General features: G+C 68.3%; 21 protein-coding genes and 1 tRNA gene. 12 read left to right on the forward strand and 10 right to left on the reverse strand.

What is annotated here, in order from left to right; all coding sequences use genetic code 11:
- The first annotated feature begins 39 nt into the window (after window positions 1–39).
- Together ASD34_RS06640 and ASD34_RS28530 are read left to right on the forward strand one after the other, a co-directional pair.
- Complete coding sequence (locus ASD34_RS06640; RefSeq protein ID WP_056574596.1) at window positions 40–753, forward strand: 2OG-Fe(II) oxygenase; 714 nt, start codon at window positions 40–42, stop codon at window positions 751–753.
- A 229-nt stretch (window positions 754–982) separates the two neighbouring features.
- Window positions 983–2,941, forward strand: a complete 1,959-nt coding sequence (locus tag ASD34_RS28530; protein WP_082548520.1) for an adenylate/guanylate cyclase domain-containing protein — start codon at window positions 983–985, stop codon at window positions 2,939–2,941.
- A gap of 43 nt (window positions 2,942–2,984) precedes the next feature.
- Here the strand turns inward: ASD34_RS28530 and ASD34_RS06650 are convergent, their stop codons facing one another.
- Window positions 2,985–3,449 carry a YbaY family lipoprotein gene (locus tag ASD34_RS06650; RefSeq protein ID WP_235509991.1) on the reverse strand — a complete coding sequence of 155 codons (465 nt, stop codon included), beginning with the start codon at window positions 3,447–3,449 and terminating at the stop codon, window positions 2,985–2,987.
- A gap of 7 nt (window positions 3,450–3,456) precedes the next feature.
- Window positions 3,457–5,451 (reverse strand): acetoacetate--CoA ligase, encoded by a 1,995-nt coding sequence (locus ASD34_RS06655; RefSeq protein ID WP_056574604.1) that lies wholly within the window; start codon window positions 5,449–5,451, stop codon window positions 3,457–3,459.
- Between the two features lie 100 nt (window positions 5,452–5,551).
- Here ASD34_RS06655 and ASD34_RS06660 point away from each other — a divergent pair, with 100 nt between their 5' ends.
- The 7 genes from ASD34_RS06660 to fahA are packed head-to-tail and all read left to right on the forward strand — an operon-like array spanning window position 5,552 to window position 11,787.
- Window positions 5,552–6,331 carry a TetR/AcrR family transcriptional regulator gene (locus tag ASD34_RS06660; protein ID WP_056574608.1) on the forward strand — a complete coding sequence of 260 codons (780 nt, stop codon included), beginning with the start codon at window positions 5,552–5,554 and terminating at the stop codon, window positions 6,329–6,331.
- Window positions 6,328–7,275 (forward strand): ABC transporter substrate-binding protein, encoded by a 948-nt coding sequence (locus ASD34_RS06665; protein ID WP_056574611.1) that lies wholly within the window; start codon window positions 6,328–6,330, stop codon window positions 7,273–7,275. Before ASD34_RS06660 ends, ASD34_RS06665 begins: the two co-directional genes overlap by 4 nt.
- Complete coding sequence (locus ASD34_RS06670; protein WP_056574614.1) at window positions 7,272–8,057, forward strand: ABC transporter ATP-binding protein; 786 nt, start codon at window positions 7,272–7,274, stop codon at window positions 8,055–8,057. Before ASD34_RS06665 ends, ASD34_RS06670 begins: the two co-directional genes overlap by 4 nt.
- On the forward strand, window positions 8,050–8,820 hold the full coding sequence (locus tag ASD34_RS06675) for an ABC transporter permease (RefSeq protein WP_056574617.1): 771 nt from the start codon (window positions 8,050–8,052) through the stop codon (window positions 8,818–8,820). The genes ASD34_RS06670 and ASD34_RS06675 overlap by 8 nt, the downstream gene beginning before the upstream one ends.
- A complete protein-coding gene (locus tag ASD34_RS06680) occupies window positions 8,817–9,608 on the forward strand; it encodes an ABC transporter permease (RefSeq protein ID WP_082548521.1) in 792 nt (263 codons plus the stop codon). The genes ASD34_RS06675 and ASD34_RS06680 overlap by 4 nt, the downstream gene beginning before the upstream one ends.
- A gap of 47 nt (window positions 9,609–9,655) precedes the next feature.
- A complete protein-coding gene (locus tag ASD34_RS06685; RefSeq protein ID WP_056574620.1) occupies window positions 9,656–10,462 on the forward strand; it encodes a cyclase family protein in 807 nt (268 codons plus the stop codon).
- Between the two features lie 2 nt (window positions 10,463–10,464).
- On the forward strand, window positions 10,465–11,787 hold the full coding sequence (fahA, locus tag ASD34_RS06690; protein WP_082548522.1) for a fumarylacetoacetase: 1,323 nt from the start codon (window positions 10,465–10,467) through the stop codon (window positions 11,785–11,787).
- A gap of 54 nt (window positions 11,788–11,841) precedes the next feature.
- Here fahA and ASD34_RS06695 read toward each other — a convergent pair.
- The 3 genes from ASD34_RS06695 to ASD34_RS06705 all read right to left on the reverse strand — a co-directional run bounded on the left by ASD34_RS06695 (window position 11,842) and on the right by ASD34_RS06705 (window position 13,334).
- A tRNA-Gly gene (locus ASD34_RS06695) sits at window positions 11,842–11,917 on the reverse strand.
- 63 nt (window positions 11,918–11,980) lie between these two features.
- Window positions 11,981–12,883, reverse strand: coding sequence for an NAD(P)/FAD-dependent oxidoreductase (locus ASD34_RS06700; RefSeq protein WP_056574623.1), 903 nt, complete (start codon window positions 12,881–12,883; stop codon window positions 11,981–11,983).
- Window positions 12,873–13,334 (reverse strand): RrF2 family transcriptional regulator, encoded by a 462-nt coding sequence (locus ASD34_RS06705; RefSeq protein ID WP_056574626.1) that lies wholly within the window; start codon window positions 13,332–13,334, stop codon window positions 12,873–12,875. The genes ASD34_RS06700 and ASD34_RS06705 overlap by 11 nt, the downstream gene beginning before the upstream one ends.
- A gap of 106 nt (window positions 13,335–13,440) precedes the next feature.
- Here ASD34_RS06705 and ASD34_RS06710 point away from each other — a divergent pair, with 106 nt between their 5' ends.
- The 3 genes from ASD34_RS06710 (at window position 13,441) to ASD34_RS06720 (ending at window position 16,410) form a co-directional block, all read left to right on the forward strand.
- The gene (locus ASD34_RS06710) at window positions 13,441–14,613 is read left to right on the forward strand and encodes an AraC family transcriptional regulator (RefSeq protein WP_056574630.1); all 1,173 of its coding nucleotides are present in this window, start codon (window positions 13,441–13,443) and stop codon (window positions 14,611–14,613) included.
- 107 nt (window positions 14,614–14,720) lie between these two features.
- Window positions 14,721–15,776, forward strand: a complete 1,056-nt coding sequence (locus ASD34_RS06715; RefSeq protein WP_056574633.1) for an alpha/beta hydrolase family protein — start codon at window positions 14,721–14,723, stop codon at window positions 15,774–15,776.
- A 160-nt stretch (window positions 15,777–15,936) separates the two neighbouring features.
- Window positions 15,937–16,410, forward strand: coding sequence for a hypothetical protein (locus tag ASD34_RS06720; RefSeq protein ID WP_056574635.1), 474 nt, complete (start codon window positions 15,937–15,939; stop codon window positions 16,408–16,410).
- Between the two features lie 100 nt (window positions 16,411–16,510).
- Here the strand turns inward: ASD34_RS06720 and ASD34_RS06725 are convergent, their stop codons facing one another.
- From ASD34_RS06725 to ASD34_RS06745, 5 genes are all read right to left on the reverse strand, one after another.
- Window positions 16,511–16,957: a MaoC family dehydratase gene (locus ASD34_RS06725; RefSeq protein ID WP_056574638.1), complete on the reverse strand. Its 447-nt coding sequence runs from the start codon at window positions 16,955–16,957 to the stop codon at window positions 16,511–16,513.
- Between the two features lie 10 nt (window positions 16,958–16,967).
- On the reverse strand, window positions 16,968–18,248 hold the full coding sequence (boxA, locus tag ASD34_RS06730; protein WP_056574641.1) for a benzoyl-CoA 2,3-epoxidase subunit BoxA: 1,281 nt from the start codon (window positions 18,246–18,248) through the stop codon (window positions 16,968–16,970).
- Window positions 18,249–18,385: 137 nt separating this feature from the next.
- Entirely contained in the window at window positions 18,386–19,813 is a 1,428-nt protein-coding gene (gene boxB / locus ASD34_RS06735; protein WP_056574643.1) for a benzoyl-CoA 2,3-epoxidase subunit BoxB, read from the reverse strand.
- Window positions 19,814–19,847: 34 nt separating this feature from the next.
- On the reverse strand, window positions 19,848–21,521 hold the full coding sequence (gene boxC / locus ASD34_RS06740) for a 2,3-epoxybenzoyl-CoA dihydrolase (protein WP_056574645.1): 1,674 nt from the start codon (window positions 21,519–21,521) through the stop codon (window positions 19,848–19,850).
- 141 nt (window positions 21,522–21,662) lie between these two features.
- On the reverse strand, window positions 21,663–22,604 hold the full coding sequence (locus ASD34_RS06745; protein WP_056574647.1) for a helix-turn-helix transcriptional regulator: 942 nt from the start codon (window positions 22,602–22,604) through the stop codon (window positions 21,663–21,665).
- Window positions 22,605–22,643: the final 39 nt, after the last annotated feature.

Here is a 22,643-nt window from a genome sequence, read left to right on the forward strand (position 1 = left end):
CGGCGAGCCCGCATTCCGCCGCCGCGCGACACTGATCGCATGACCTCCCCCGCTGCCTCTCGCGTCGACGCCCTCGACTGGCCCCGCATCGACGCCAACCTCGCCACGCGCGGTTGCGCCGCGACCGGCGTGCTCTTCACACCGAAGGAATGCGCCGCGCTCGCCGCGATGTACGAACAGCCGCAGCATTTCCGCAGCCGCGTGGTCATGCAGCGCCACGGCTTCGGCCAGGGCGAGTACCAGTACTTCGCGAACCCGCTGCCGTCCAGGCTCGTGGCGTTTCGCAGCGCGCTGTACGAGCGCCTCGCGCCGCTGGCCAATGCCTGGGCCGCAGCGATGGGCCAGTCGGCCGACTACCCGCCGGACCACGCGGCCTACCTCGACCGCTGCCATGCGGCGGGCCAGCTGCGCCCCACGCCGCTGCTGCTGCGCTACGACGAAGGCGACTACAACTGCCTGCACCAGGACCTGTACGGTGACCTGCAATTTCCGCTGCAGCTCACGGTGCTGCTGAGCCGGCCCGGCGATGACTTCACGGGCGGCGAGTTCGTGTTGACCGAGCAGCGCCCGCGCATGCAGTCGCGCGCCGAGGTGGTGCCGCTCGCACAAGGCGAGGCGGTGATCTTCGCGGTGAACCAGCGGCCCGTGGCCGGCACGCGCGGCAGCTACCGCGTGACGATGCGCCACGGCGTGAGCCGTGTGCACAGCGGACGGCGCCACACGCTGGGCCTGATCTTTCACGACGCACGCTAACTGCAACGAACGCCGGTTCGCAAGCAAGCCCTCGGGCGCAGCAACGTCGCATCGAGCGTGCAAAGTTGCACACATATACCAAATACAAGCGAAAATCCCGCGCGCATCCGAGGGGATTGCCAGGATGGCCGACGCGCATGATCGGCCCCGCACTCTCCTCCGGGCGTCGGACCTGGCCTCATGAAAAAAAGAGGCCTGGCTCCGTTCCGAGTTGTCGTCAGGGAGCTGTATGTACAAGAAATCGTCCGGGCCTCCGGATGAGGCGGGTCGCCCGTCTTTCGCGCACGCCACCACGCCGGTGCCACCGAATCCGTCCACCGCTGAATCCCCCCCGCCCCGGCGCCCACGCCGCTTCCGGGTCGATGTCGGGTCCATCGTCAGTGCCGTCGCGCTCGCGCAGTCGCTGCTGCTGGTCACGCTGGGCTATTGGGGTTCGCAACGGCTGGTGACGACGATCGGCACCTCCGCGCACAAGTCGAACCACGACCGCATCGAGGACAAGGTGCTGGCCTTCCTGGCCAAGGCCGAGTCGGCCGTCGGCGCAATCGGCAACTCGCCGAGCCTGACGCCCGCGGGCGAAAGCGTCGACCGCACGGCCGAGCTCCTGTGGACGCTGCTGCAGCAGTCGCCCGAACTCGACAGCGTCTATGTGGCGAACGTCGAGGCCAAGATGCTGATGGCGCTGCGCTACCCCGTGCCGGCGATCCGGCACATTGCACGCGGCGACGGCTTCACCACCGAGACCTGGCAGTACAAGCTGCCGCTGGGCTCCGAGGCCGATGTGCAGCAGCGCTTTGCCACGCAGCGCGTGGAGGCCTACCGCAGTGACTACAACCCGACGCAGCGCAGCTGGTTCGTGCAGGCGCGCAACACGCAGGGACCGGTGTGGACCGCCCCGTATGTCTTCGCCGCCGCGCAGGAACTGGGCGTGACCTACGCCCTGCCGAGCCAGCGCCGCCAGGCCGAGGGCAGCCCGCAGGCGATGGTGGTGGCGGGCGACGTGTCGCTGGGCCGGCTGTCGGAGTTCGTGCGCCTGTTCAGCCGCAACGGCAACGGCAACAGCGCGCTGCTCAGCGCCGATCACAAGGTGCTTGCGCGCAGCGACATGCCCGGCGTGCTGCACACGCTGGAGGCGCCCACGGGCGCACTCGGCGCACTGAACGCCCAGATGGTGGCCGACGGCACCGCCGGCAGCGGCAGCGACAAGGCCTTCGCCTTCAGCCACGAGGGGCGGCGCTACCTGGTGCAGGCCTCGCGCATTCCCGCCACCGGCTGGCAGCTGGTCAGCTGGGTGCCCGAAGACGTGCTGCTGGGCGGCCTGCGCCGCGCGGTGGCGTGGTCGCTGCTGCTGGCACTGGTGTTCCTGGGGCTGGCGCTGTACATGTCGCTCAAGCTGTCGAAGCTGGTGACGGCGCCGGTCGAGAACCTCTCGCGCATCGCGCACCGCATCGGCCGCCTCGAGCTCGACGACCTGCCGCGCGAGCCCAGCCGCGTGCTGGAGATCCAGCACCTGGACCAGGCGCTCGACGATTCGGCGCGCAGCCTCAAGGCCTTCAGCAAGTTCGTGCCGGTGGACGTGATCAACCAGCTGGTGGCGCAGGGCCACGCACTCGCGCCCAACGGCTCGCCGCGCCAGGTGACGGTGATGTTCACCGACGTGGAGGGCTTCACGTCGATCTCCGAATCGATCGACGCCGACGTGCTGGTGCGCCAGCTGACCGAGTACTTCAACCTCGCGGCCGATGTGTTCGCGCGCCACGGCGGCGTGATCGACAAGTTCATCGGCGACGGCATCATGGTGCTGTGGGGCGCACCGGCCGACCTGGAAGACGCCGAGTACAAGGCCTGCTGCGCTGCGCTGGAACTGCACGCCGAAATGCACCAACTCAACCGGCAGTGGACCGAACAGGGCCTGCCCGAGTTCCGCACGCACATCGGCATTCACACGGGCGTGGTGGTGGCGGGGGTGCTGGGCTCGAACGACCGGCTGTCTTACACGGCGTTCGGCGACGTGGTGAACGTGGCCAGCCGCATCGAAGGCGCGAACCGCCAGCTGGGCACGCGCATGTTGATTTCAGAAGTCACCTACGCGGCCCTGAACGGGCGGCTGGCCACCCGGCGCATCGAAGAACGGGTGGAGCTGCGCGGCCGACAGATGCGCATGGTGCTGCACGAATTGCTGACCTGACCTGGACGGGCTCGCGCGAGCGTGTCGCGCGGCTTCGATTCGATCAGCGCGAGGGGCGCGGCGGCTGTGGCGTGGCCACGCGCACCAGCACGAGGTTGGCGATGGTGCCGTTGCCCTGCGTGAGCACTGAATACTGCGTGTCGTTGATGAACAGCAGCTGCTCGCCGCGCGTGATGCGCGCCGCCACGGCGTAGCGCATGCGCGGGTCGATGCGCGCTGCATCCACGCTCAACTCAAAGGCGAAGGGCGGCTGCTTGCCGTTGGCGGGAATGCGCTGCTCGGCGAGCACGACCGAGGGTGCGTCCATGCGCGACACGTCGAGCAGTTGCACGCGCACTTCGGCCGCGGGGTCGAGTGCGATGCGCTCGCGGTAGGCCACGGTGCCTGTGACGCGCAGCGGCGCAGCGCCCGGCTTCGGCGTGGCGGGCGCGCCTGGGGAAGCGCAGGCGCCCAGGACGGAGGCGCCGGCAACGGCGAAGAGCATGAGGAGGCTGGTGCGTCTTTTCATCGGCCCATTATGCGGAGGCGCGCTGCGCGGCGAAAGCCACATACCAATCCAGGCTGCCGGGATTTGCCATCGCCTCGCGGTTCACGACCTTCTCGATCTGCTGGCCCAGCAGGAGCTTCTTGATCGGCAGCTCCGGCTTCTTGCCCGACAGCGTGCGCGGAATCTCGGCCACCTGGAAGATGTCGTTCGGCACGAAGCGCGGCGACAGCGAGGTCTTGATCGCGTTGTTGATGCGCGTGCGCATGGCCTCGTCGAGCGCCACGCCGGGGCGCAGCACCACGAACAGCGGCATGTAGCTGTCGCGGCCCAGGTACTCGAGGTCGACCACCATCGAATCGAGCACCTCGGGCAGGCCTTCGACCGCGCTGTAGATTTCGCTCGTGCCCATGCGCAGGCCCTGGCGGTTGATGGTGGCGTCGCTGCGGCCATAGATGATGCAGCCGCCGTCGCTGCCGATCTTGATCCAGTCGCCGTGGCGCCACACGCCGGGGTAGGTGTCGAAGTAGCTCGACACATAGCGTGCATTGCCCTCGTCGCCCCAGAAGTACAGCGGCATCGACGGGATGGGCTGCGTGCACACCAGCTCGCCGACCTCGCCGATGACCGGCTGGCCCTGCTCGTTCCAGGCTTCCACTGCATGGCCGAGTTCGCGGCATTGCATCTGGCCCGGCACTTCGGGCAGCTCGCGGTTGCCGCCGACGAAGGCGCCGCAGAAGTCGGTGCCGCCCGAGATGTTGCACCACCACACCTCCTTCGAGCCTGCGTCGAGGATCTGCTGCGAGCCCCAGCGCTGCACCTCGTCGGGCAGCGGCGAGCCGGTGCTGCCAAGGGCGCGCACGCGGGACAGGTCGCCACAGTCTTTCGCGACGAGCCCCGCCTTCATGCAGTTGGTGAAATAGGCCGCGCCCGCGCCGAAGAAGGTGACGCGGTGCTTCGCCACGAAGCGCCACAGGACGCCCCAGTCGGGCTTGTCCTTGCTGCCCGCCGGGTTGCCGTCGTAGATGCAGATGGTGGCGCCGAAGGCCAGGCCCGAGAGCTGCGAATTCCACATCACCCAGCCCGTGGAGCTGTACCAGTGGTAGCGCTCGCCGAAGTTGTTGGCGCCGTAGCTCGCGCCCACGTCGTTGTGCAGGCCGCAGGCGTGCATGGTCAGCAGGATGCCGCCCTGCCCGTGCACGATGGGCTTGGGCAGGCCGGTGGTGCCGCTCGAATAGACGATCCAGATCGGGTGATCGAAGGGAAGCCATTCGGGCTCGAAGGCCGCGACCTCGGCATCGTCGCGCGCAATGGCCTGCTGCCATTCGACATCGTGCGCCACCGCGTTCGCGGCAAAGGGCGTCTGCACGAGCAGCAGCTTCTGCACGCTCGGCAACTGCCCGCGCAGCTCCTGCAGCACGGTGCTGCGGTCCAGCGGCTTGCCGCCGTAGTGCACACCGTCGACCGCGATGAGCAGCGTGGGTTCGATCTGGCGGAAGCGGTCGGCCACGGCGGCCGTGCCCATGTCGGGCGCGCACACGCTCCACACCGCGCCGATGCTGGAGCACGCGAGAAACGCGACCATGGTTTCTGGCACGTTCGGCATGTAGGCGGCCACGCGGTCGCCGCGGCGCACGCCGAGCGACTGGAGCGTGAGCGCCACCGAGGCCACCTGCCGGCGCAACTCGGGCCACGACAGCTCGCGCACCTCGCCGCGTTCGTTGTCGCTCACGATGGCGGGCAGGCCGGCCGCATGGGCGGCGTCGGCGTGGCGTAGCACCTCGCGCGCGTAGTTGACCTGTGCGCCGGGAAACCAGCGCGCGCCGGGCATGCGCCGTTCGGCGAGCACCGCGGTGTGCGGCGTGGGCGAGCGCAGACCAGCGTAGTCCCAGATGCTCTGCCAGAAGGCGTCGAGGTCGGTGACGGACCAGCGCCACAGCGCGTCGTAGCTGTCGAAGGCCAGGCCGCGCGTGTCGCGCAGCCAGTTCTGGTAGAGACGGATCTGGGGGATGTTGGGAGCGGGCATGCCACGAGCGTAGCGCCGCGAACGTCCGTGCTCAATGAGGGTTGACCTCAGGGTTTGTACGCGTGTTCAACATTTTTGTACAGCCGTTCAATACGCCCCCATGAACGCTCGCACACCGACGGCCCGCAAACGCAGCGCCTCCCCTGCTTCACGCGTCGCAGGTGCCCCGATCGTCGCACCCGAGACCGCACGGCCCGACCGCCGGCAGGCGATCCTGCTGGCAGCCGAGAAGCTCTTTGCGCAGCACGGCTACCACGCGGTGACGATCCGCCAGATCGCCGAAGAAGCCGGCGTGCCGCTGGCGCTGGTGGGCTACTACTTCGGTCCGAAGCACGAGCTGTTCCACGCGATCTTCGAACACTGGAGCCACACCATCGAGGAACGGCTCGCGCGCCTTGCGGCCGTGACCATCGACCCCGACGACGCGCGCACGCTGCCGCGCATCATCGAGGCCTTCACCGCGCCCGTGCTGGCGCTGCGTGCGAGCACCGAGGGCGAGTACTACGCACTGCTGGTGGCACGCGAGCTGTACCACGCCACCGAGGAAGCCGACCGCGTGCTGCGCGGCTACTTCGACCCGCTGGCCGAGGCCTACATCAACGCACTGCATGTGGCGCTGCCGCACGCCACGCGCAGCCAGGTTGCGTGGGGCTATCAGTTCGCGCTGGGCGCGCTGCTGCACCACCTGAACGACAGCCGCATCGAACGGCTCTCGCGCGGCGAGAACACACGCGCCGACCCGGCCGTGGCACCGATGCTCGTGAACTTCATCGTCGGCGGCCTGCGCGCCGCGCTGCCGAAACCGAAGGCGATGTCGAAGGCCCCCGCCGCCAAGTCCCCACGCACGAAAAAGACCATCCCCAGGAGACCCCAGCCATGATGAAAAGACGCACCCTGCTGTCGGCGCTCGCGGCCGCATCGGCCACCGCCTCGTTGCCTTCGCGCGCACAGCAGGCGCACCCGAAGATCGTGTTCGGCTACACGGCAGTGACCGACTTCGCCTCGGTCTTCGTGGCGGCCGAAGAGGGCTACTTCAAGAAGCGCAGCCTCGACGTGGCGCTGAAGTTCATTCCGCTGAACTCCACCATCCCGGCCGCGCTGCAGTCCGACTCGCTGCAAATTGGCGGGCCCACGCCCTCGGTGTTCCTGCAGGCGGTGGACGGCGGGCTCGACCTGGTGCTGGTGGCCGGCGGCGGCCTCACCTCCAAGACGATCACGGGCTTCGGCCTCGTGGCGCGCGCGGGCTCGGGCATCAAGAACGCGCAGGATTGCGTGGGCAAGAAGATCGGCGTGCCGGGGCTCGGTGCCTTCCTGCACGTGACCTTCCGCGCGTGGCTCAAGGACAGCGGTGTCGACTACCGCAAGGTCAACTTCATCGAGGCCGCGTTCCCCCAGCATGCCGACCTGCTGCGCGGCGGCTCGGTCGATGCGGTGGTGTCGGCCGACCCGTTCATGAGCCGCATCACCGAGAGCGGCGCGGGCTACGTGGCCTCGTACTACTCGACCTTCCTGCCCGAGAACAACCAGACCATCGTGCATGCGGCCAAGCGCGAGTGGGTGGCAAAGAACCCCGCCACGGCGCGCGCCTTTCGTGAGGCGCTGGTCGAGGCCGGTGCCTTCATCCAGCAGCCGAAGAACGACGCCAAGGTGCGCACGGCCATCGGCAAGTACATCAAGCTGCCGCCCGAGGTGCTGGCCAAGGTGCAGGTCTCACCGCCCGGCCCCGTGGTCACCGACAAGCAGCTGGGCTACTGGACCGGGCTCATGAAGGAGCAGGACATGCTCAAGACGAACATCGACGTTGCGAAGCTGATCGCCAAGTGAGCACGGTCGCCGATTCCTTCCTGCGCTTCGACGGCGTCACCATCCGCCTCGGCGGGCGAGAGATCCTGTCGCCGACGTCGTTCGACGTGGCGCGCGGCGAGTTCGTCTGCATCGTCGGCCCCAGCGGCTGCGGCAAGACCACGCTGCTGCGCGCGGCCAGCGGCCTGGTCACGGCCAGCGCCGGCGAGGTGCGGCGCAGGGGCGTGCCGATGACGACGCCCTCGCGCGAAGTCGCCTTCGTGTTCCAGGACTACGGCCGTGCGCTGCTGCCGTGGCGCACCGTCGAAGGCAACGTGAGCCTCGCGCTCGAAGCGGCCGGCGTGCCCACGGCCGAGCGCGCACCGCGCATTGCCGACGTGCTCGGCAAGGTCGGCCTCGCGAAGCACGCGCACAAGTTTCCGGTGCAGCTGTCGGGCGGCATGCAGCAGCGCGCGCAGATCGCGCGCTGCCTCGCGCAGAAGCCCGAGCTGATGATGATGGACGAGCCCTTCGGCGCGCTCGATGCGCTCACGCGCCAGAGCCTGCAGGACGAGCTCGCGCGGCTGGTGCGCGACGACGGACTCACGGTGCTGTTCGTCACGCACGACCTCGAAGAGGCCATCTACCTCGGCGACCGCGTGATCGCACTGCAGGCCAATCCCGGCCCCGGGCGTCCGAGCCTGGCGCGGATGATCGACGTGAAGATCCCGCGCCCGCGGGACCAGCTCACGACCAAGGAGCATCCGGAGTACCTGCAGTTGCGGCGTGAGCTGTTCGCCTTCATCGAGCAGGGCCATGACTGAAGGTCGCCTCTTGCGCTGGCTTCGGCCGTGGGTGTTTCCCGCGGTGCTGGTCAGCGCCTTCGAGTGGTACGCGCGGCGTGCCGCAGCAATGGGCAGCGATGCGCTCGCGCCACCGACTGCGGCGGCCAAGGCCTTCGTCGGCGCGGCCATGGACGGCTCGCTCTGGGAGGCCACGGGCTTCACGCTCGGCACAGCGGCGCTCGGCCTGCTGCTGGGTGCCGTGCTCGGCCTTGCGCTCGGCCTGGTGCTCGGGCTCTCGCGCCGTGCAGCGCAGCTGGGCTCCGTCTCCATCGAGGTGCTGCGCCCCGTGCCTTCGGTCGCGCTGATCCCGCTCGCGATGCTGGGCTTCGGTTTCGGCGTGCGCATGGAAGTGGCCATCGTCGCCTTCGCCACCTTCTGGCCCCTGCTGGTGCTGGTGCAGTCGGCGGTGCAGCAGATCGAGCCCCGGCTGCTCGAGGTGAGCCGCGTGCTCGGCCTGTCAGCGCGCGAGCGTGCCTTCAAGATCGTGCTGCCGGCCATCGTGCCACGCCTCTTCGTCGCGCTGCGCCTCGGTGTGGCGGTCGCGCTGGTGGTGGCCGTGACGGTCGAGATCGCCGCGAACCCGCACGGCATGGGCTACGCGATGATGATCGCGCAACAGAGCTTCGACCCCGCGCTGATGCTCGCATGGCTGGGCTGGATTGGCGTGGTGGGCTTCGCGGTCAACGCGGGCATGGTGCGGCTGCAGGCCTTCGTCGCGCGCCGCATGGGGGTGCAGCCATGAACGGCCGCAATGACCGGTTCGGCCTCGGATGGATTGGCTCGATCGGCGTGCTGATTGCACTGGTCGCGCTGTGGTGGATCGCGAGCAACGCGGGCTGGGTCAGCCGCGTGTTCCTGCCGACGCCGCAGGCCACCTTCGCGAGCCTGCTCGAAGGGCTCAATCTCTCTGCGGGCAACGATGGCAATGGCGAACTGCTCGCCTTCACGCAGGCCACGGTCGGCCGCATGGTCGAAGGCTGGCTGCTGGCTTCGTTGTTCGGCGTGCTGCTGGGCGCGGCCATCGGCGTGTCGCCCTCCGTGCGCGCGTGGGTGCAGCCGACGCTGGAGTTCATCCGCCCGCTGCCCGCGTCGGCGCTGCTGCCGCTGGCCATTTCGATCTTCGGGCTGAACCCCGGCATGGTGCTGTTCGTGGTCGCCTTCGGTGCGATGTGGCCGGTGCTGCTGGCCACGGTGCACGGCTTCGCGGCCGTGGAGCCGCGCCTGTCGGAGGTGGCGCGCTGCCTGCAGATGTCGCGCGCCGCGTACATCTGGAAGATGGGGCTGCCCAACGCCATGCCCGACATCCTGGCCGGCATGCGGCTGGCGCTGACCATCGCGCTGATCGTCGCGGTGGTGGGCGAAATGATCGCCTCGCAAAGCGGCCTGGGCCAGGCCATCCTGCTGGCGGCGCGCGCCTTCCGCGCCAACGACCTGTTCGCCGGCATCGTGCTGCTGGGGCTCATCGGCTTCGTGAGCAACGCGCTGCTGGCCTTGGCAGAAAAGCGCCTGCTGCGCTGGCAGCAGCCCTGATTCCTTTCTTCTTTCTTCCAACACGAACACCCCACAAGGAGCCCGCCATGCCACGCAAGTTCGTCGACCTGTCGATCTTTCTCGAAAACGACGTGCTGTCCGATCCGCCGGCCTTCGCGCCGAAGATCCAGTACTTCACGCACGACAACACCTTCGAGCAGATCGAGCCCTTCTTTCCCGGCCTGAAGAAAGAAGACCTGCCCGACGGCGAAGGCTGGGCCGTGGAGCTGGTGCAGCTGTCCACGCACAACGGCACGCACCTCGATGCGCCCTACCACTTCCACTCGACGATGGACAAGGCGCTCGGCGAGAAGAAGCCCGCCATCGCCATCCACGACGTGCCGCTCGAATGGTGCTTCCAGCCCGGCGTGAAGCTGGACTTTCGCCACTTCGCGGACGGCTACGTGGTCACGGCCGCCGATGTCGAGGCCGAGCTCAAGCGCATCAACCACACGCTGAGCCCGCTGGAAATCGTGGTGGTCAACACGCGCGCCGGCTCGCGCTACGGCAACAACGACTACGTGTCGGCCGGCGCGGGCATGGGCTACGAGGCGACGATGTATCTGCTGGAGCGCGGCGTGCGCCTCACGGGCACCGACGCCTGGAGCTGGGACGCGCCGTTCGTGCACACCGCCAAGAAGTACGGCGAGACGCAGGACGCCTCGCTGATCTGGGAAGGCCACAAGGCCGGGCGCGACATCGGCTATTGCCACATCGAGAAGCTGCACAACCTCGAGGTGCTGCCGCCCACGGGCTTTTTCATCAGCTGCTTTCCGCACAAGATCCGCGGTGCCTCGGCAGGCTGGACGCGCGCGGTGGCGATCTTCGACGACGCGTTGATGGCATCGGTCTGAAGATGATCGAACTCAACCACACGCACGACGCCGGCGCCCGCAGCTGGATTGCATCGGCCAACGCCGCGGGCAGCGACTTTCCGATCCAGAACCTGCCGTATGCGATGTTCCGTCGCACCGGCAGCCCCGAGCCGTTTCGCGGCGGCGTGGCCATCGGCGACCAGGTGCTCGACCTCGCGGCGCTGGCGGCGGGCTCGCACGTGGAAGGCCTCGCGCTCGATGGCGCGCGCGCGGCTGCCCTGCCCGCGCTCAACGATTTCTTCGCGCTCGGCCCTTCCGCCTGGCAGGCGCTGCGCCATGCAGTCTTTGCGCTCTTGCACAGCGATGCGCCGGCGGCGACGGTGAACGACCTGCGCGGCTGCCTCGTGCCGCAAGCCGAGATCGAATACACCGTGCCTGCGCGCATCGGCGACTACACCGACTTCTACACCTCGATCGACCACGCGCTGAACATCAGCCGCCTGATGAACCCCGACGGCGATGTCACGCCCAACTTTCGCTGGGTGCCGACCGCGTACCACGGGCGCGTGTCGACCATCGGCGTGAGCGGCCAGCGCTTCCACCGGCCGATGGGCCAGGCCATGGCGCCCGGCGCGAAGGCGCCGACGTACCAGGCCTGCGCGCGGCTCGACTACGAACTGGAGCTGGGCGTGTGGATCGGCCAGGGCAACGCGCAGGGCGAGGCGATTCCGCTTGCGCGCGCGGAAGAACACATCTTCGGGCTCTGCCTGCTCAATGACTGGTCGGCGCGCGACATCCAGTTCTGGGAGATGGCGCCCCTCGGACCGTTCCTCGCGAAGAACTTCGCCACCACGATCTCGCCGTGGATCGTGACGATGGAAGCGCTCGCGCCCTACCGCCAGGCGTGGACGCGCCCCGCGAACGACCCGCAACCGCTGCCGTATCTGGAAGGCGACGCGAACCGCGAAGGCGGCGCGCTCGACATCCGCCTGGAAGTCTGGCTCGAAAGCGAAAAGGCGCGCGCGCAGAAGACCGGGCCGTCGCGCCTGTCGGCCACGAGCTTCAAGCACCAGTACTGGAGCATTGCGCAGATGGTGGCGCACCACACGGTGGGCGGCTGCAGCCTGAACCCGGGCGACCTGTTCGGCAGCGGCACCATCTCGGGCCCCGGCGAGGGCGAGGCCGGCGCGATCATCGAGCTGACGCGCGCGGCGCAAACCCCGGTGACGCTGGCCAACGGCGAGACGCGCGGTTTCCTGGAAGACGGGGATGCGGTGCTGCTGCGCGGCTGGTGCGAGAAGCCCGGCCATGCGCGCATCGGTTTCGGCGAGAGCCGGGGGACCGTGCTGCCGGCGCGAGGTTGAAAGCGACGCACCAATGAAAAAGGCCACCGGGTGAGGTGGCCTTTTCATGCGATTTGGAGCGGGAAAAGAGTCTCGAACTCTCGACCTCAACCTTGGCAAGGTTGCGCTCTACCAACTGAGCTATTCCCGCGTGAGCCTCAGATTATAGGGTGGTTCGAAGCCGTTTTCCAGTCTTCCCCGAAAAAATTTGAAATCAGGCCCCGAACACCAGCGCGCGGTGCATCGCCACCCCGGCGAAGAGCCCATCGGCCGAGGCCAGCGTGGCGTTGGAAAAAGCCATCGCCACATCGCCCGCGGCGTACACGCCAGGCACGGTGGTCGTCTTCATCGCATCGACGCGCAACACCTTGCCCATCGGGCAGTCGTCGAACGCGCAGCCCAGCTGCTCGGCCAGCGGACTGGCCGGGCGTGTGTGCGGCGCCACGAACATCGCTTCGAGCGGCACGCGCCGACCGTCGTCCAGGCGCACGGCGGCCAGGTGCGTCCCCTGCCCTTCGAGGCCGGCGATGCGCCCGGGCTCGATGGTCACGCCGCGTGATTGCAGCCGGGCGCGAGCCTCGGCATCCGGCCCTTCCTCGCCATTCAGGAAGAGCGTCGTCGGGCCCCACTCGGCGATCAGCAACGCGTGTTCCGGCGGATGCGCGCTGTGAAAGAGCACGCCCAGCGGGCGGTCGCCGAACTCGTAGCCGTGGCAATAGGGGCAATGCAGCACGCTCTTGCCCCAGCGCTCGCCCAGGCCCGGAATGTCGGGCAGGCCGTCCTGCACGCCGAAAGCCAACAGCAGCTTGCGCGCCAACAGCTGTTCGCCGTTGTTCAGCGAGACCGTGAAGCCCTCCGCGCCATCGGCCGTTGCCGCAGTCGCCATGCCTTCGACGAAGCTGACCGACGGATAGGCGAGCAGCTTGTCGCGCGCGTCGGCAATCATCTGCCGCGGCGGCATGCCGTCCTGCCCGAAGAAGCCGTGCGAAGCATCGGCGAAGCGGTTGCGCGGGGCACCTGCGTCGACGACGCAGACCTTCCGCCGCGCCCGTGCAAGCTGCATGGCCGCGGAAAGGCCGGCAAAGCTGCCGCCTACGATCAGAGCGTCATGACGCATGTTCGATGTCCTTCAATGTGAAGCCGCCGCCTGTCATGCGGCGATGAAAGTCCCTGGAAAGATCGGCCAGCGTGATGCTGTTGAAGCGCTTGAGCAGCAGCGCCTCGGCCTCGTCGCATGCGCCGTCGAGCGCCGCATTCACCGCCTGCTCGACGATGCAGCCCGGGCTCTCGGTGCGGTTGCCCATGGCCAGCAGCGCGGGCGCGCCGACGGCGTTGTGGATGTCGCCCAGCGTTACCGCCGACAGGGTGCACGACAGCACCCACCCGCCGCCATGCCCCTTGGCCGAACTGACGAAGCCGGCCTGCCGCAAGCCCGCCATGAGACGGCGCACGACGACGGGGTTGGTCTGCATCGCCGCGGCGAGCGCTTCGGACGTGATAGGTGCGTTCAGCTCGGCCATGTGCAGCAGCACGTGGAGCACGCCGGAAAGCTTGCTGTCTCGTTTCATGCAACATTATTTGTTTCATGACTTTTCACGGCACGCCGAAGGGTCTTTCAGCGCCCCGCACTCCGCGTCCGCTTGCCGCGGCGCAGGCACGAGAATCGGCCTCGCCATGACGCTCACCCCGACCACCCTGTTCGACACAGCCCTGCGCGGCGTGCTACTGGCCTTGCTGCTCGTGCTCGCGTTGGTCCTCGGGCGCGACCGCCCTCGCCTGCCGGCCGCGCGTGCGGGTGCGCTGCTCGCGCTCGGCCTGTGCGTGCAGGTCATCGGCGCCATGCCGCTGTTCGAAGCGCTCGTGCCGCGCGGGTGGCAGGCGCCGTTTGTCGCGGTGTCCATCGGCAACGGCGTGCTGTTCTGGGTGTTCGTGCAGGCATTGTTCGACGACGACTTCGTGCTGCGGCCGCTGCATGTCGTCACTTGGTTGGCGGTCGCCGCGGTGGCCGCGCTGAATTGCGCGCTGGTGGCGGGCAGCGCCTCGGTGCTTGCGCCGCTCACGATGGGTGTGCAGCGCGCAGTGCCGCTGGTGTTCGCGGTGCTGGCCGCGAGGGCGGCGGCTTCGCAGTGGCGCGCCGACCTGGTGGAAGGACGGCGCCGGCTGCGTGTGTTCATCGTGGTGACGGGCGTCGGCTACAGCGTCGGGATGCTGGCAGTTCGTCTGGCCTCGCCGCGCGGACAGCTGTCGGACCTGTCAGCGACCGCGGACGTGGCGATGCTGCTGCTGATCGTCGCGGTGGTGGCGTGGCGGATGTTGCGGCTGGCGGGTTCGGAGCTGTTTCCGGCTGCGCAGGCGCCGGTCACGATGCCAGCCATGACGCCAGAAGCGCCACTGAAAGAAGAAGCGGTCGCACCGGCGCCGGTCGAAGCACCGCCGCCGCCGGCAGCAGCCGAGCCGCCTCCGCCACCTGAACCCGCCCCTGACGCCGACCCCGCCGAAGACCGCCTCGCCGAAGCCCTCCAGCACGCCATGGCCGTCGACCGCGTCTACCACCGCGAAGATCTGAGCATCGCCAGCCTCGCCGCCCAGTTGTCCGTCCCCGAATACCGGCTGCGCCGCGTCATCAACCAGCGGCTCGGGCACCGCAACTTCAACGCCTTCGTCAACGGCTTCCGGCTGGCCGAGGCGATGGCAGCACTGGCCGATCCGTCGAAGCGCGAGCTGCCCGCGCTGACCCTCGCGCTGACCGCCGGCTTCCAGTCGATCGGTCCGTTCAACCGCGCCTTCAAGGCCGCCACCGGCCTCACGCCCACCGAATTCCGCAAGCAGAAGCTGGCCGAATCCTGAAATCTCTGGCCGAAAACCGCGCTTGCGGGTTTCGGCCAGACGCGTGCAGCACGGCGCGACATCGTCCGTGTCACCGAGGGCTTGGGCCTTCGATGACAAGGAGTTCGATGCGAAGACGTCTGTATTTCATCTGCCTGCTGGCGCTGGGGTCCGGCTGGGTGCACGCCGCGATGGGGCTGGCGGAGATTCCCGCGGCTGCCGGCGACGGCCCGGTCACCGTGTTCTATCCCACCAACGACCCGCCCCAGCCGACACGGCGTGCGCGCTTCACGCTCGACGTGGCGGCGCAGGGAGCGCCGGTGCACGGCAACGGCCGGCTGGTCGTGGTCTCGCACGGTTCGGGCGGCGCGCCATGGGTGCATGCGGACCTGGCGCGCAGCCTGGTCGAGGCGGGCTTCGTCGTCGCCATGCCCGAGCACAAGGCCGACAACTACAAGGACGAACGCAACCCCGGCCCCGACAGCTGGACGATGCGCCCGGCCGAGGTGTCGCGTGCCATCGATGCGGTGGCCCGCGATGCGCGCTTTGCGCCGCTGCTGCAGTTCGACAAAGTCGGCATGTACGGCATGTCGGCGGGGGGGCATACGGCGCTGACCCTCGCGGGCGGGCGCTGGTCACCGGCTGGATTCAAGCAGCACTGCGAGGCGAACCTGGTAGACGACTTCCAGTCGTGCGTGGGCCTCATCACGCGGCTCACGGGCGGGCCATTCGACGGCCTCAAGAAGTGGGGCGCCCAACTCGTCATCCGCCATCGCTTCGACAACGCTACCTGGCGCATGCACACCGACCCGCGCATCGCCGCCATCGTGGCGGGCGTGCCGTCGTCGGCCGACTTCGACATGGCCTCGCTGGCCACGCCCCGGGTGCCGCTGGGCCTGATCACCGCGCAGCAAGACCGGTGGCTGGTTCCGCGCTTTCACAGCGCCCGGGTGCTCGCGGCCTGCCTGCCGCGCTGCGAGCTGATTGCGGACATGCCGACCGGCGGCCACGGTGCGCTGCTGTCACCGCCGCCGCCGAACCTCTCGGGCCTGATCGGCGACATGCTGAACGACCCGCCGGGCTTCGACCGCGCGAGCGTCCTGCCCGAGGTGAACCGCAAGACAACTGCCTTCTTCAGCGCGCATCTGCCGTCCCGATCCGCAGACCCGACGGCGCCGCCCTAACGCACGAGCCCCCGATTCCGCCGACGGCCAGTTCCCACAGCGTCGGGCGAACCTGCCGCACATGGCGACAACCTGCCGGCCCGTCATGGTTGCCCCCGAATCGATCGAACCCCGGTCGGTTCTGCAAACCGTGACTCAGCAACGAAAGGAACTGTCACTCATGACTACACATGCAACCAACCGCATCTTCATCGGCGCCATGCTGGCGGGCCTCCTGGCCCTCGGCGGAACAGCCCAGGCGCAAGGCGTCGGTGTCGGCGTGGGGGTCAACGCCGATGTGAAGGCCTCGGGCAGCACCGGTGCGACGCAAAGCGGCGCAGCAGGCGCACGCACGCAGACCGGTGCGTCGGCCGATGCCAATGCGGACACCTCCACCTCCGGCGCAACCGGCGGCGTGGGCAATGCCGTCGGTGGCGTGCTCGGCACGGCCACGGGTGCGGTCGGCGGTGCCACCGGCGCAGTCGGCGGCGCGACGCAGGCCGTCGGCGGTGTGACCAACACCGTGGGCAGCACCGTGAACAGCGCGACCGGTGCCGCGGGCGCGGTCGGCGGCGCCGTGAAACCGGCCACGGCCGGCGCCAAGGCGAGCGGCAAGGCCCAGGGCTCGGGCGCGGTCGACCTGCACAAGAAGTAAGTCGCGCGCCCCCGCCTGCAGCGGCCGGACGCGGCTGCTGCAGGTGGGCATCCGAAAGCAATCACGCCCGCAGCGCCTGTGCGTTGCGGGCTTGTGTCGTTCAGAGGCCGGGTGCGGAAAGCTTGAAGAGACTGGTGACTTCGGTGTCGAGCACCACGAGCGCGCGCTGGTTGAACAATCGCCAGCGCCAGCGCAGGATGCCGAGCGTCGGGCGCTTCTCGGAACGGCGCACCTCGATCACGTCGGCCACCAGCCGCAGCGCGTCGCCCGGGCGAACCGGGTTGGGCCAGCGCACATGCTCCAGCCCTGGCGACGCGAACGATTCGGAGCCGGCCAGCGCCGCTTCGACCACCAGCCGCATCGCGATCGAGCAGGTATGCCAGCCGCTTGCGATGAGTCCGCCGAAGGGGCTGTCGGCAGCCGCCTCGGCATCGGTATGAAACCACTGCGGGTCGTAGGCCCGCGCGAACTGCAGCAGCTCGGCTTCGGTGAGCACGTACGGCCCGGCCTCGATGACCTGGCCCGCATGGAAGTCGGCGAACTTCATCCGCCGCAGCCTAGTACGTTTCGAGGTGCAGGCGCCCTTCGCGCTTCAGTGCGGCGCCCACGGTGTCCCAGTCGAGCCCCGCTTCCTTCGCCACGTCGCGCAGTGCGAGCACCACGCCCTCTTCCATGCTCTTGAGGCCGCACACATAGAAGTGGCTGGCGCCGTCTTTCAGCAGTGCGGCCAGGTCGGCGGCGCGTTCGCGCATCAGGTCCTGCACGTAGCGCTTGGGTTGTCCCGCCGTGCGCGAGAACGCAAAGTTGATGTCGATGAAGTCCTTGGGCAGCGACTGCAGCGGGCCGAAGTACGGCAGCTCCTGCTGCGTGCGCGCGCCGAAGAAGAGCATGAGCTTGCCGCCTTCGAACTTGCCGCTCTTGCGCAGGCGCCGGCGCCATTCGGTCATGGCGCGCATGGGCGCGCTGCCGGTGCCGGTGCAGATCATCACGATGTGCGACCTGGGGTGGTTCGGCATCAGGAATGACGAACCGAACGGGCCCACCACCTGCACCGTGTCGCCCACCTTGAGGTCGCACACGTAGTTGGAACACACGCCGCGCACCGGGTCGCCTTCGTGATCCTCGGTGACGCGCTTCACGGTGAGCGAGACGTTGTTGTAGCCGGGCCGCTCGCCGTTGCGCGGGCTGGCCACCGAGTACTGGCGCGCATGGTGGCGCTTGCCGATGGCGTCCACGCCCGGCGGCACGATGCCGATCGACTGGCCTTCGAGCACGGGGAACGGCACCACGCCGAAGTCGAGCACGATGTGGTGTGTCTCACTGTCGAAGCCGGCTTCGGTGCAGTTGAAATTGCCCACCACGGTGGCGGTGGTCGGCGTCTTCGGCGGAAAGAGGTTGGTGTAGGCGTGCGCGGCCGACCACGGCGGCACGCTGGCGCCGTACTGCGCGGAGTTGAAGACCGGCTCGGTGGCTTCGGCGGCCGCCTGGGCCTGCGTCTGTGCGGGCACTTCCGCGGCCGAAGCGGCTGCGCCGGACACGCCGGCCGCTTCGAGTTCTTCGGGCGACAGCTCGGCGGGCAGTTCTTCCCAGGTGAGCTGCTCTTCGATGGTGTACGCGCGCACCAGGGGCATGGTGCGCCAGTTGTCGATCGAGCCCGTGGGGCACGGCGAGATACAGGCCATGCAGCCATTGCAGACGTCCGCACGAACGACGTAGTTGTTGTCGTCGTGCGTGATCGCGTTCACGGGGCAGGTCGCCTCGCAGGTGTTGCAGCGGATGCAGATCTCGGGGTCGATCAGGTGCTGCTTGATGACCCCGGCTTCAACGACCATATCCATCGTGTTCTCCTTTTTCACCCGGGCCCCTTTCGCGAAGCACCGCGGAACCGGCTTTGCCGGGCCGCAGGTGCTGCCCCCGGCAAGGGGGTTGGCGAAGCGACACGAAGTGCGCGCAGCCTGGGGGTGTACCTAATTCTTCAGCCGAAACGCACGTACTCGAAGTCAACCGGCTGGCGGTTGATGCCCATCACCGGCGGTGCGATCCAGCCGGCGAACTTGCCCGGCTCGATGACGCGGCCCATCAACGATGCCACGAAAGCGAAGTCTTCGGAACTCGGCAGCCATTCGTCGCGCTTGGCAGCCCATTCGACGTCGTTCACCACGCGGCCCTCGGGCGACATCTTGATGCCGGCGAGTGCGCCGATCTGGCGGTTGAAGGCCTTGTGCGGCACTGACAGGCGCGTCGGGATGCCAGCCTTTTCCAGCACCTTGTTCCAGCGGCCGACGCCGGCCACCGAGTCCTTGATGAAGTCGTCGCGCAGCACTTCGTTCAGGGCGTTGAGCATCGGCACGTCTTTTTCGACGAGCTGGCCATCCTTCACTTCAAGCACCTTGTAGGTCTGGCCCTTGAGCACGTGGTCGTCGTCGCGCTTGCCTTCTTCGTAGCGGCCCTTCAGGCCCGAGCTGTAGAAGATGGCGGCGTTGCTCGACTGGTCGGCACCGAACAGGTCGATGGTCACCGAGTAGTGGAAGTTCAGGTAGCGCTGGATGGTGCCCAGGTCGATGCAGCCGGCGGCGCGGATCTTCTGCGCATCGTCGGTCTTCAGCTCGTTCATCACCTGCGCGGTGCGCGCAATGACGCGCGACACGCCGCTCTCACCCACGAACATGTGGTGCGCTTCCTCGGTCAGCATGAACTTCGTGGTGCGCGCCAGCGGATCGAACGCGCTCTCGGCCAGCGCAGCCAGCTGGAACTTGCCGTCGCGGTCGGTGAAGTACGTGAACATGAAGAAGGCGAGCCAGTCGGGCGTCTTCTCGTTGAACGCACCCAGGATGCGCGGGTTGTTGGCGTCGCCCGAGGTGCGCTGCAGCAGCGCGTCGGCCTCTTCGCGACCGTCGCGGCCGAAGTGCTTTTGCAGCAGGTAGACCATGGCCCACAGGTGGCGGCCTTCTTCGACGTTGATCTGGAACAGGTTGCGCAGGTCGTACATCGATGGCGCCGTGAGGCCCAGGTGGCGCTGCTGCTCGACCGACGCGGGCTCGGTGTCGCCCTGCGTGACGATGATGCGGCGCAGGTTGGCGCGGTGTTCGCCGGGCACGTCCTGCCAGACCTTCTCGCCCTTGTGGTCGCCGAAGTGCACTTCGCGGTTGGCATCGCCCGGGTTCAGGAAGATGCCCCAGCGGTAGTCGCGCATCTTCACGTGGCCGAACTGCGCCCAGCCCTGCGGGTCGACGCTCACGGCCGTGCGCAGGTACACCTCGTGGTTGGTCGAGCCCTCGGGGCCCACGTCGTCCCACCAGTTGATGAAGTTCGGCTGCCAGCCTTCGAGCGCGCGCTGCAGCGTGCGGTCTTCGCCGAGGTTGACGTTGTTGGGGATCTTCTCGCTGTAGTTGATCGTGCTCATCGTTGTTCCTTGAGTTGTGCGGACTGCTCTGTGCTCAAACGCGGTTCAGGTCGAAGCCGGCTTTCTGGCCGGTGCCGTAGACCTTCAGCGCGCCCTTTTCGCCGACGGCGTTGGGGCGGTTGAAGATCCAGTTCTGCCAGGCCGTGAGGCGGCCGAAGATGCGGGTGGCCATGTTCTCCTTGCTGGCGAAGCGCAGGTTGGCCTCAAGGCCGGTGAGCGCGTCGGGCGACATGGCGGCGCGCTCTTCGATGGCGATGCGGATCTCGTCGTCCCAGTCGATGTCGTCCGGCGCGGCAGTCACGAGGCCCAGCTTCACGGCCTCGTCGGCGTCGAGCGCCTGGCCGGCGACGGCGCGCGCGGCTTCGAGCGGCGAGGCCTCTTCATAGAAGCGACGCTGCAGGCGGCTCTGGTCGTTCACCATCGGGAAGAAGCCGAAGTTGAATTCGTTCAGCGTGAGCTTCGGTGCGCGCGCGGCATCGTCGGGCAGCGCGAGCATGTAGCTGCGGTCGGCCGCGAAGGCCAGCTCGGCCAGCGTGCCGGCGAAGCACGAGCCGGCCTCGACCAGCGCGAACAGGCTGCGCGACGACACATCCAGGCGCGCCAGCGTGCGGCGCAGGCCGCCGATGGTTTCGCGCACCAGCCAGTGGTCCTTGTTCGCGAACATCACGGCGTCGGAGGCGAGCACGGCGGCGGCGTCGCCTTCGGTCTTGAGCAGCCAGGTGCCGACGTCGAGTTCATTGGTGCGCAGGTTGAGGATGGCGTCGTCGAGCTCGCGGCACACGGCCAGCGGCCACCAGGCGGCGCCCGCGGCCTCGATGGCGGCGATGTCGGCCGGCTGCGCGCCGGTGGGCGCCTTCACGGTGATCGTCGCGGTGCGCTTGCTGCGGTCGATCTGCACGTTGACGTTCGCATAGGCGATGCCGTCGGCGCTGTCGGTGCGCTCGACGCGGGTCAGGGCCACGCCCTTGGCGCCTGCGGGGCGGTCGCTGCCGGCGGCGAGTTGCGTGGCGCGCTCCTGCACGGCGGCGGCAAACTGCGCGGGCTTGGCCACCGCATCGACCAGGCGCCAGTCGACCGCGCGCTGGCCGCGCACGCCTTCGACGCTGGTGCAGAAAATGTCGGCAAGGTCGTGGCGCACATGGCGCTTGTCGGTCACGCGGGTCAGGCCGCCGGTGCCGGGCAGCACGCCGAGCAGCGGCACCTCGGGCAGCGAGACGGAAGAAGAGCGGTCGTCGACCAGCAGGATTTCGTCGCAGGCCAGTGCCAGCTCGTAGCCGCCGCCGGCGCAGGCGCCGTTCACGGCCGCGAGGAACTTCAGGCCCGAGTGCCTGGAGGTGTCTTCCATGCCGTTGCGCGTCTCGTTGGTGAACTTGCAGAAGTTCACCTTCCAGGCGTGGCTGGAAACGCCGAGCATGAAGATGTTCGCGCCCGAGCAGAAGATGCGGTCCTTGCCGCTGGTGACGATCACGCTGCGCACTTCAGGGTGCTCGAAGCGGATGCGGTTGAGCGCGTCGTTCAGTTCGATGTCCACGCCCAGGTCGTAGCTGTTGAGCTTGAGCTTGTAGCCGGGGCGAATGCCGCCGTCTTCCGCGATGTCGAGCGTGAGGCGCGCAATGGCGCCATCGAAGCTCAGCGACCAGTGGCGGTACTGGGCGGGTTCGATGCGGTAGTCGACGCGCTGGGGCGCCTGGGACGTGGTGTCGGTCATGCGGAAGTCTCCTGTGGGGGCTGTGTTCAGAAAACCGTGAACAGGAATAATAATGCACTTCCTTGTTCCGATGACATGCATCATGCTGCATGCAAACAGGCAAGTCAATGCCTGTTGTGCTTTTTTTCAGATCTCAGAGGCTCAGACGAGTCCCATGGATTGGCGGGCGACCGTGCGCAGCGCCTGGAAGCTCTGCTGCAGCGTCTTCCCGCTCGTGTCCACCGACAGATCAGCCTTCGAATAGAAGGCAGCGCGGCCATTCAGGATGCGGCGCAGGTCTTCCATGGCTTCCTTGCTGGCGGCCATCGGACGGGTGTCGCCCTGCGCGGCCACGCGGCCCATGTGCTCCTCGGGCGCGGCCTGCAGCCACACCGTGGTGCAGTGCGCGAGCAGTTCGTTGAAGGTGGCCGGGTCGGACACGATGCCGCCGGGCGTGGCGATGACCACCTCGCTGTAGATCTGCACCGCCTCCTCGAGCGCGCGGCGCTCGTAGCGGCGGTAGGCGTTGGTGCCGTACAGGTCGTGGATCTCGCGCACGCTGCAGCCCGCGAGCTTCTCGATCTCGCGGCTCAGCTCGATGAAAGGAATTTCGAGGTCTTCGGCCAGCATCTGGCCCAGCGTCGATTTGCCCGCGCCGCGCAGCCCCACGAGCGCGATGCGCCGGTGCCGCGCCGGATCGACCGAGGCGGTGCCCAGCATCTCGCCCAGCGCGACTCGCACGCGGCGCAGGTCGGCCTCGCTGCGGTGCTCCAGCAATTCGCGGATCAGCAGCCACTCGGGCGAACTCGTCGTGACGTCGCCCACCAGCTCGGCCAGCGAGCAGTGCAGCGCCCCGGCCACCTGCTGCAGCACCAGGATCGATGCGTTGCCGATGCCGTATTCCAGGTTCGCCAGGTGGCGCTCCGACACGTCGGCCGACAGGGCCACCGCCTTGCGCGTGAGGCCGCGCTGCGCGCGCAGGTTGCGCACGCGGTCGCCCAGTGCCACCAGCAGCGGGTTCTTGGCCTCCCCGGCCACGGCGGCGCTGTTGCTTTGGCCGCCCTCGGGCGCGGTGGCCAGCACCGCGTCTACATGCTCGTTCATGCCATTCCTCGTTCTTCGCCGGGATTGTGCGCGCTCAGG

Origin of the sequence: Variovorax sp. Root473, from assembly GCF_001426505.1 — a bacterium.
Lineage (GTDB): Bacteria > Pseudomonadota > Gammaproteobacteria > Burkholderiales > Burkholderiaceae_C > Variovorax.

What these genes read in the sequence shown, in the direction of transcription:
- ASD34_RS06640 (WP_056574596.1), top strand. Translation starts at nt 40, where the DNA reads ATGACCTCCCCCGCTGCCTCTCGCGTCGACGCCCTCGACTGGCCCCGC.
- ASD34_RS28530 (WP_082548520.1), top strand. Translation starts at nt 983, where the DNA reads ATGTACAAGAAATCGTCCGGGCCTCCGGATGAGGCGGGTCGCCCGTCT.
- ASD34_RS06650 (WP_235509991.1), bottom strand. Translation starts at nt 3,449, where the DNA reads ATGAAAAGACGCACCAGCCTCCTCATGCTCTTCGCCGTTGCCGGCGCC.
- ASD34_RS06655 (WP_056574604.1), bottom strand. Translation starts at nt 5,451, where the DNA reads ATGCCCGCTCCCAACATCCCCCAGATCCGTCTCTACCAGAACTGGCTG.
- ASD34_RS06660 (WP_056574608.1), top strand. Translation starts at nt 5,552, where the DNA reads ATGAACGCTCGCACACCGACGGCCCGCAAACGCAGCGCCTCCCCTGCT.
- ASD34_RS06665 (WP_056574611.1), top strand. Translation starts at nt 6,328, where the DNA reads ATGATGAAAAGACGCACCCTGCTGTCGGCGCTCGCGGCCGCATCGGCC.
- ASD34_RS06675 (WP_056574617.1), top strand. Translation starts at nt 8,050, where the DNA reads ATGACTGAAGGTCGCCTCTTGCGCTGGCTTCGGCCGTGGGTGTTTCCC.
- ASD34_RS06680 (WP_082548521.1), top strand. Translation starts at nt 8,817, where the DNA reads ATGAACGGCCGCAATGACCGGTTCGGCCTCGGATGGATTGGCTCGATC.
- ASD34_RS06685 (WP_056574620.1), top strand. Translation starts at nt 9,656, where the DNA reads ATGCCACGCAAGTTCGTCGACCTGTCGATCTTTCTCGAAAACGACGTG.
- fahA (WP_082548522.1), top strand. Translation starts at nt 10,465, where the DNA reads ATGATCGAACTCAACCACACGCACGACGCCGGCGCCCGCAGCTGGATT.
- ASD34_RS06700 (WP_056574623.1), bottom strand. Translation starts at nt 12,883, where the DNA reads ATGCGTCATGACGCTCTGATCGTAGGCGGCAGCTTTGCCGGCCTTTCC.
- ASD34_RS06705 (WP_056574626.1), bottom strand. Translation starts at nt 13,334, where the DNA reads ATGAAACGAGACAGCAAGCTTTCCGGCGTGCTCCACGTGCTGCTGCAC.
- ASD34_RS06710 (WP_056574630.1), top strand. Translation starts at nt 13,441, where the DNA reads ATGACGCTCACCCCGACCACCCTGTTCGACACAGCCCTGCGCGGCGTG.
- ASD34_RS06715 (WP_056574633.1), top strand. Translation starts at nt 14,721, where the DNA reads ATGCGAAGACGTCTGTATTTCATCTGCCTGCTGGCGCTGGGGTCCGGC.
- ASD34_RS06720 (WP_056574635.1), top strand. Translation starts at nt 15,937, where the DNA reads ATGACTACACATGCAACCAACCGCATCTTCATCGGCGCCATGCTGGCG.
- ASD34_RS06725 (WP_056574638.1), bottom strand. Translation starts at nt 16,957, where the DNA reads ATGAAGTTCGCCGACTTCCATGCGGGCCAGGTCATCGAGGCCGGGCCG.
- boxA (WP_056574641.1), bottom strand. Translation starts at nt 18,248, where the DNA reads ATGGATATGGTCGTTGAAGCCGGGGTCATCAAGCAGCACCTGATCGAC.
- boxB (WP_056574643.1), bottom strand. Translation starts at nt 19,813, where the DNA reads ATGAGCACGATCAACTACAGCGAGAAGATCCCCAACAACGTCAACCTC.
- boxC (WP_056574645.1), bottom strand. Translation starts at nt 21,521, where the DNA reads ATGACCGACACCACGTCCCAGGCGCCCCAGCGCGTCGACTACCGCATC.
- ASD34_RS06745 (WP_056574647.1), bottom strand. Translation starts at nt 22,604, where the DNA reads ATGAACGAGCATGTAGACGCGGTGCTGGCCACCGCGCCCGAGGGCGGC.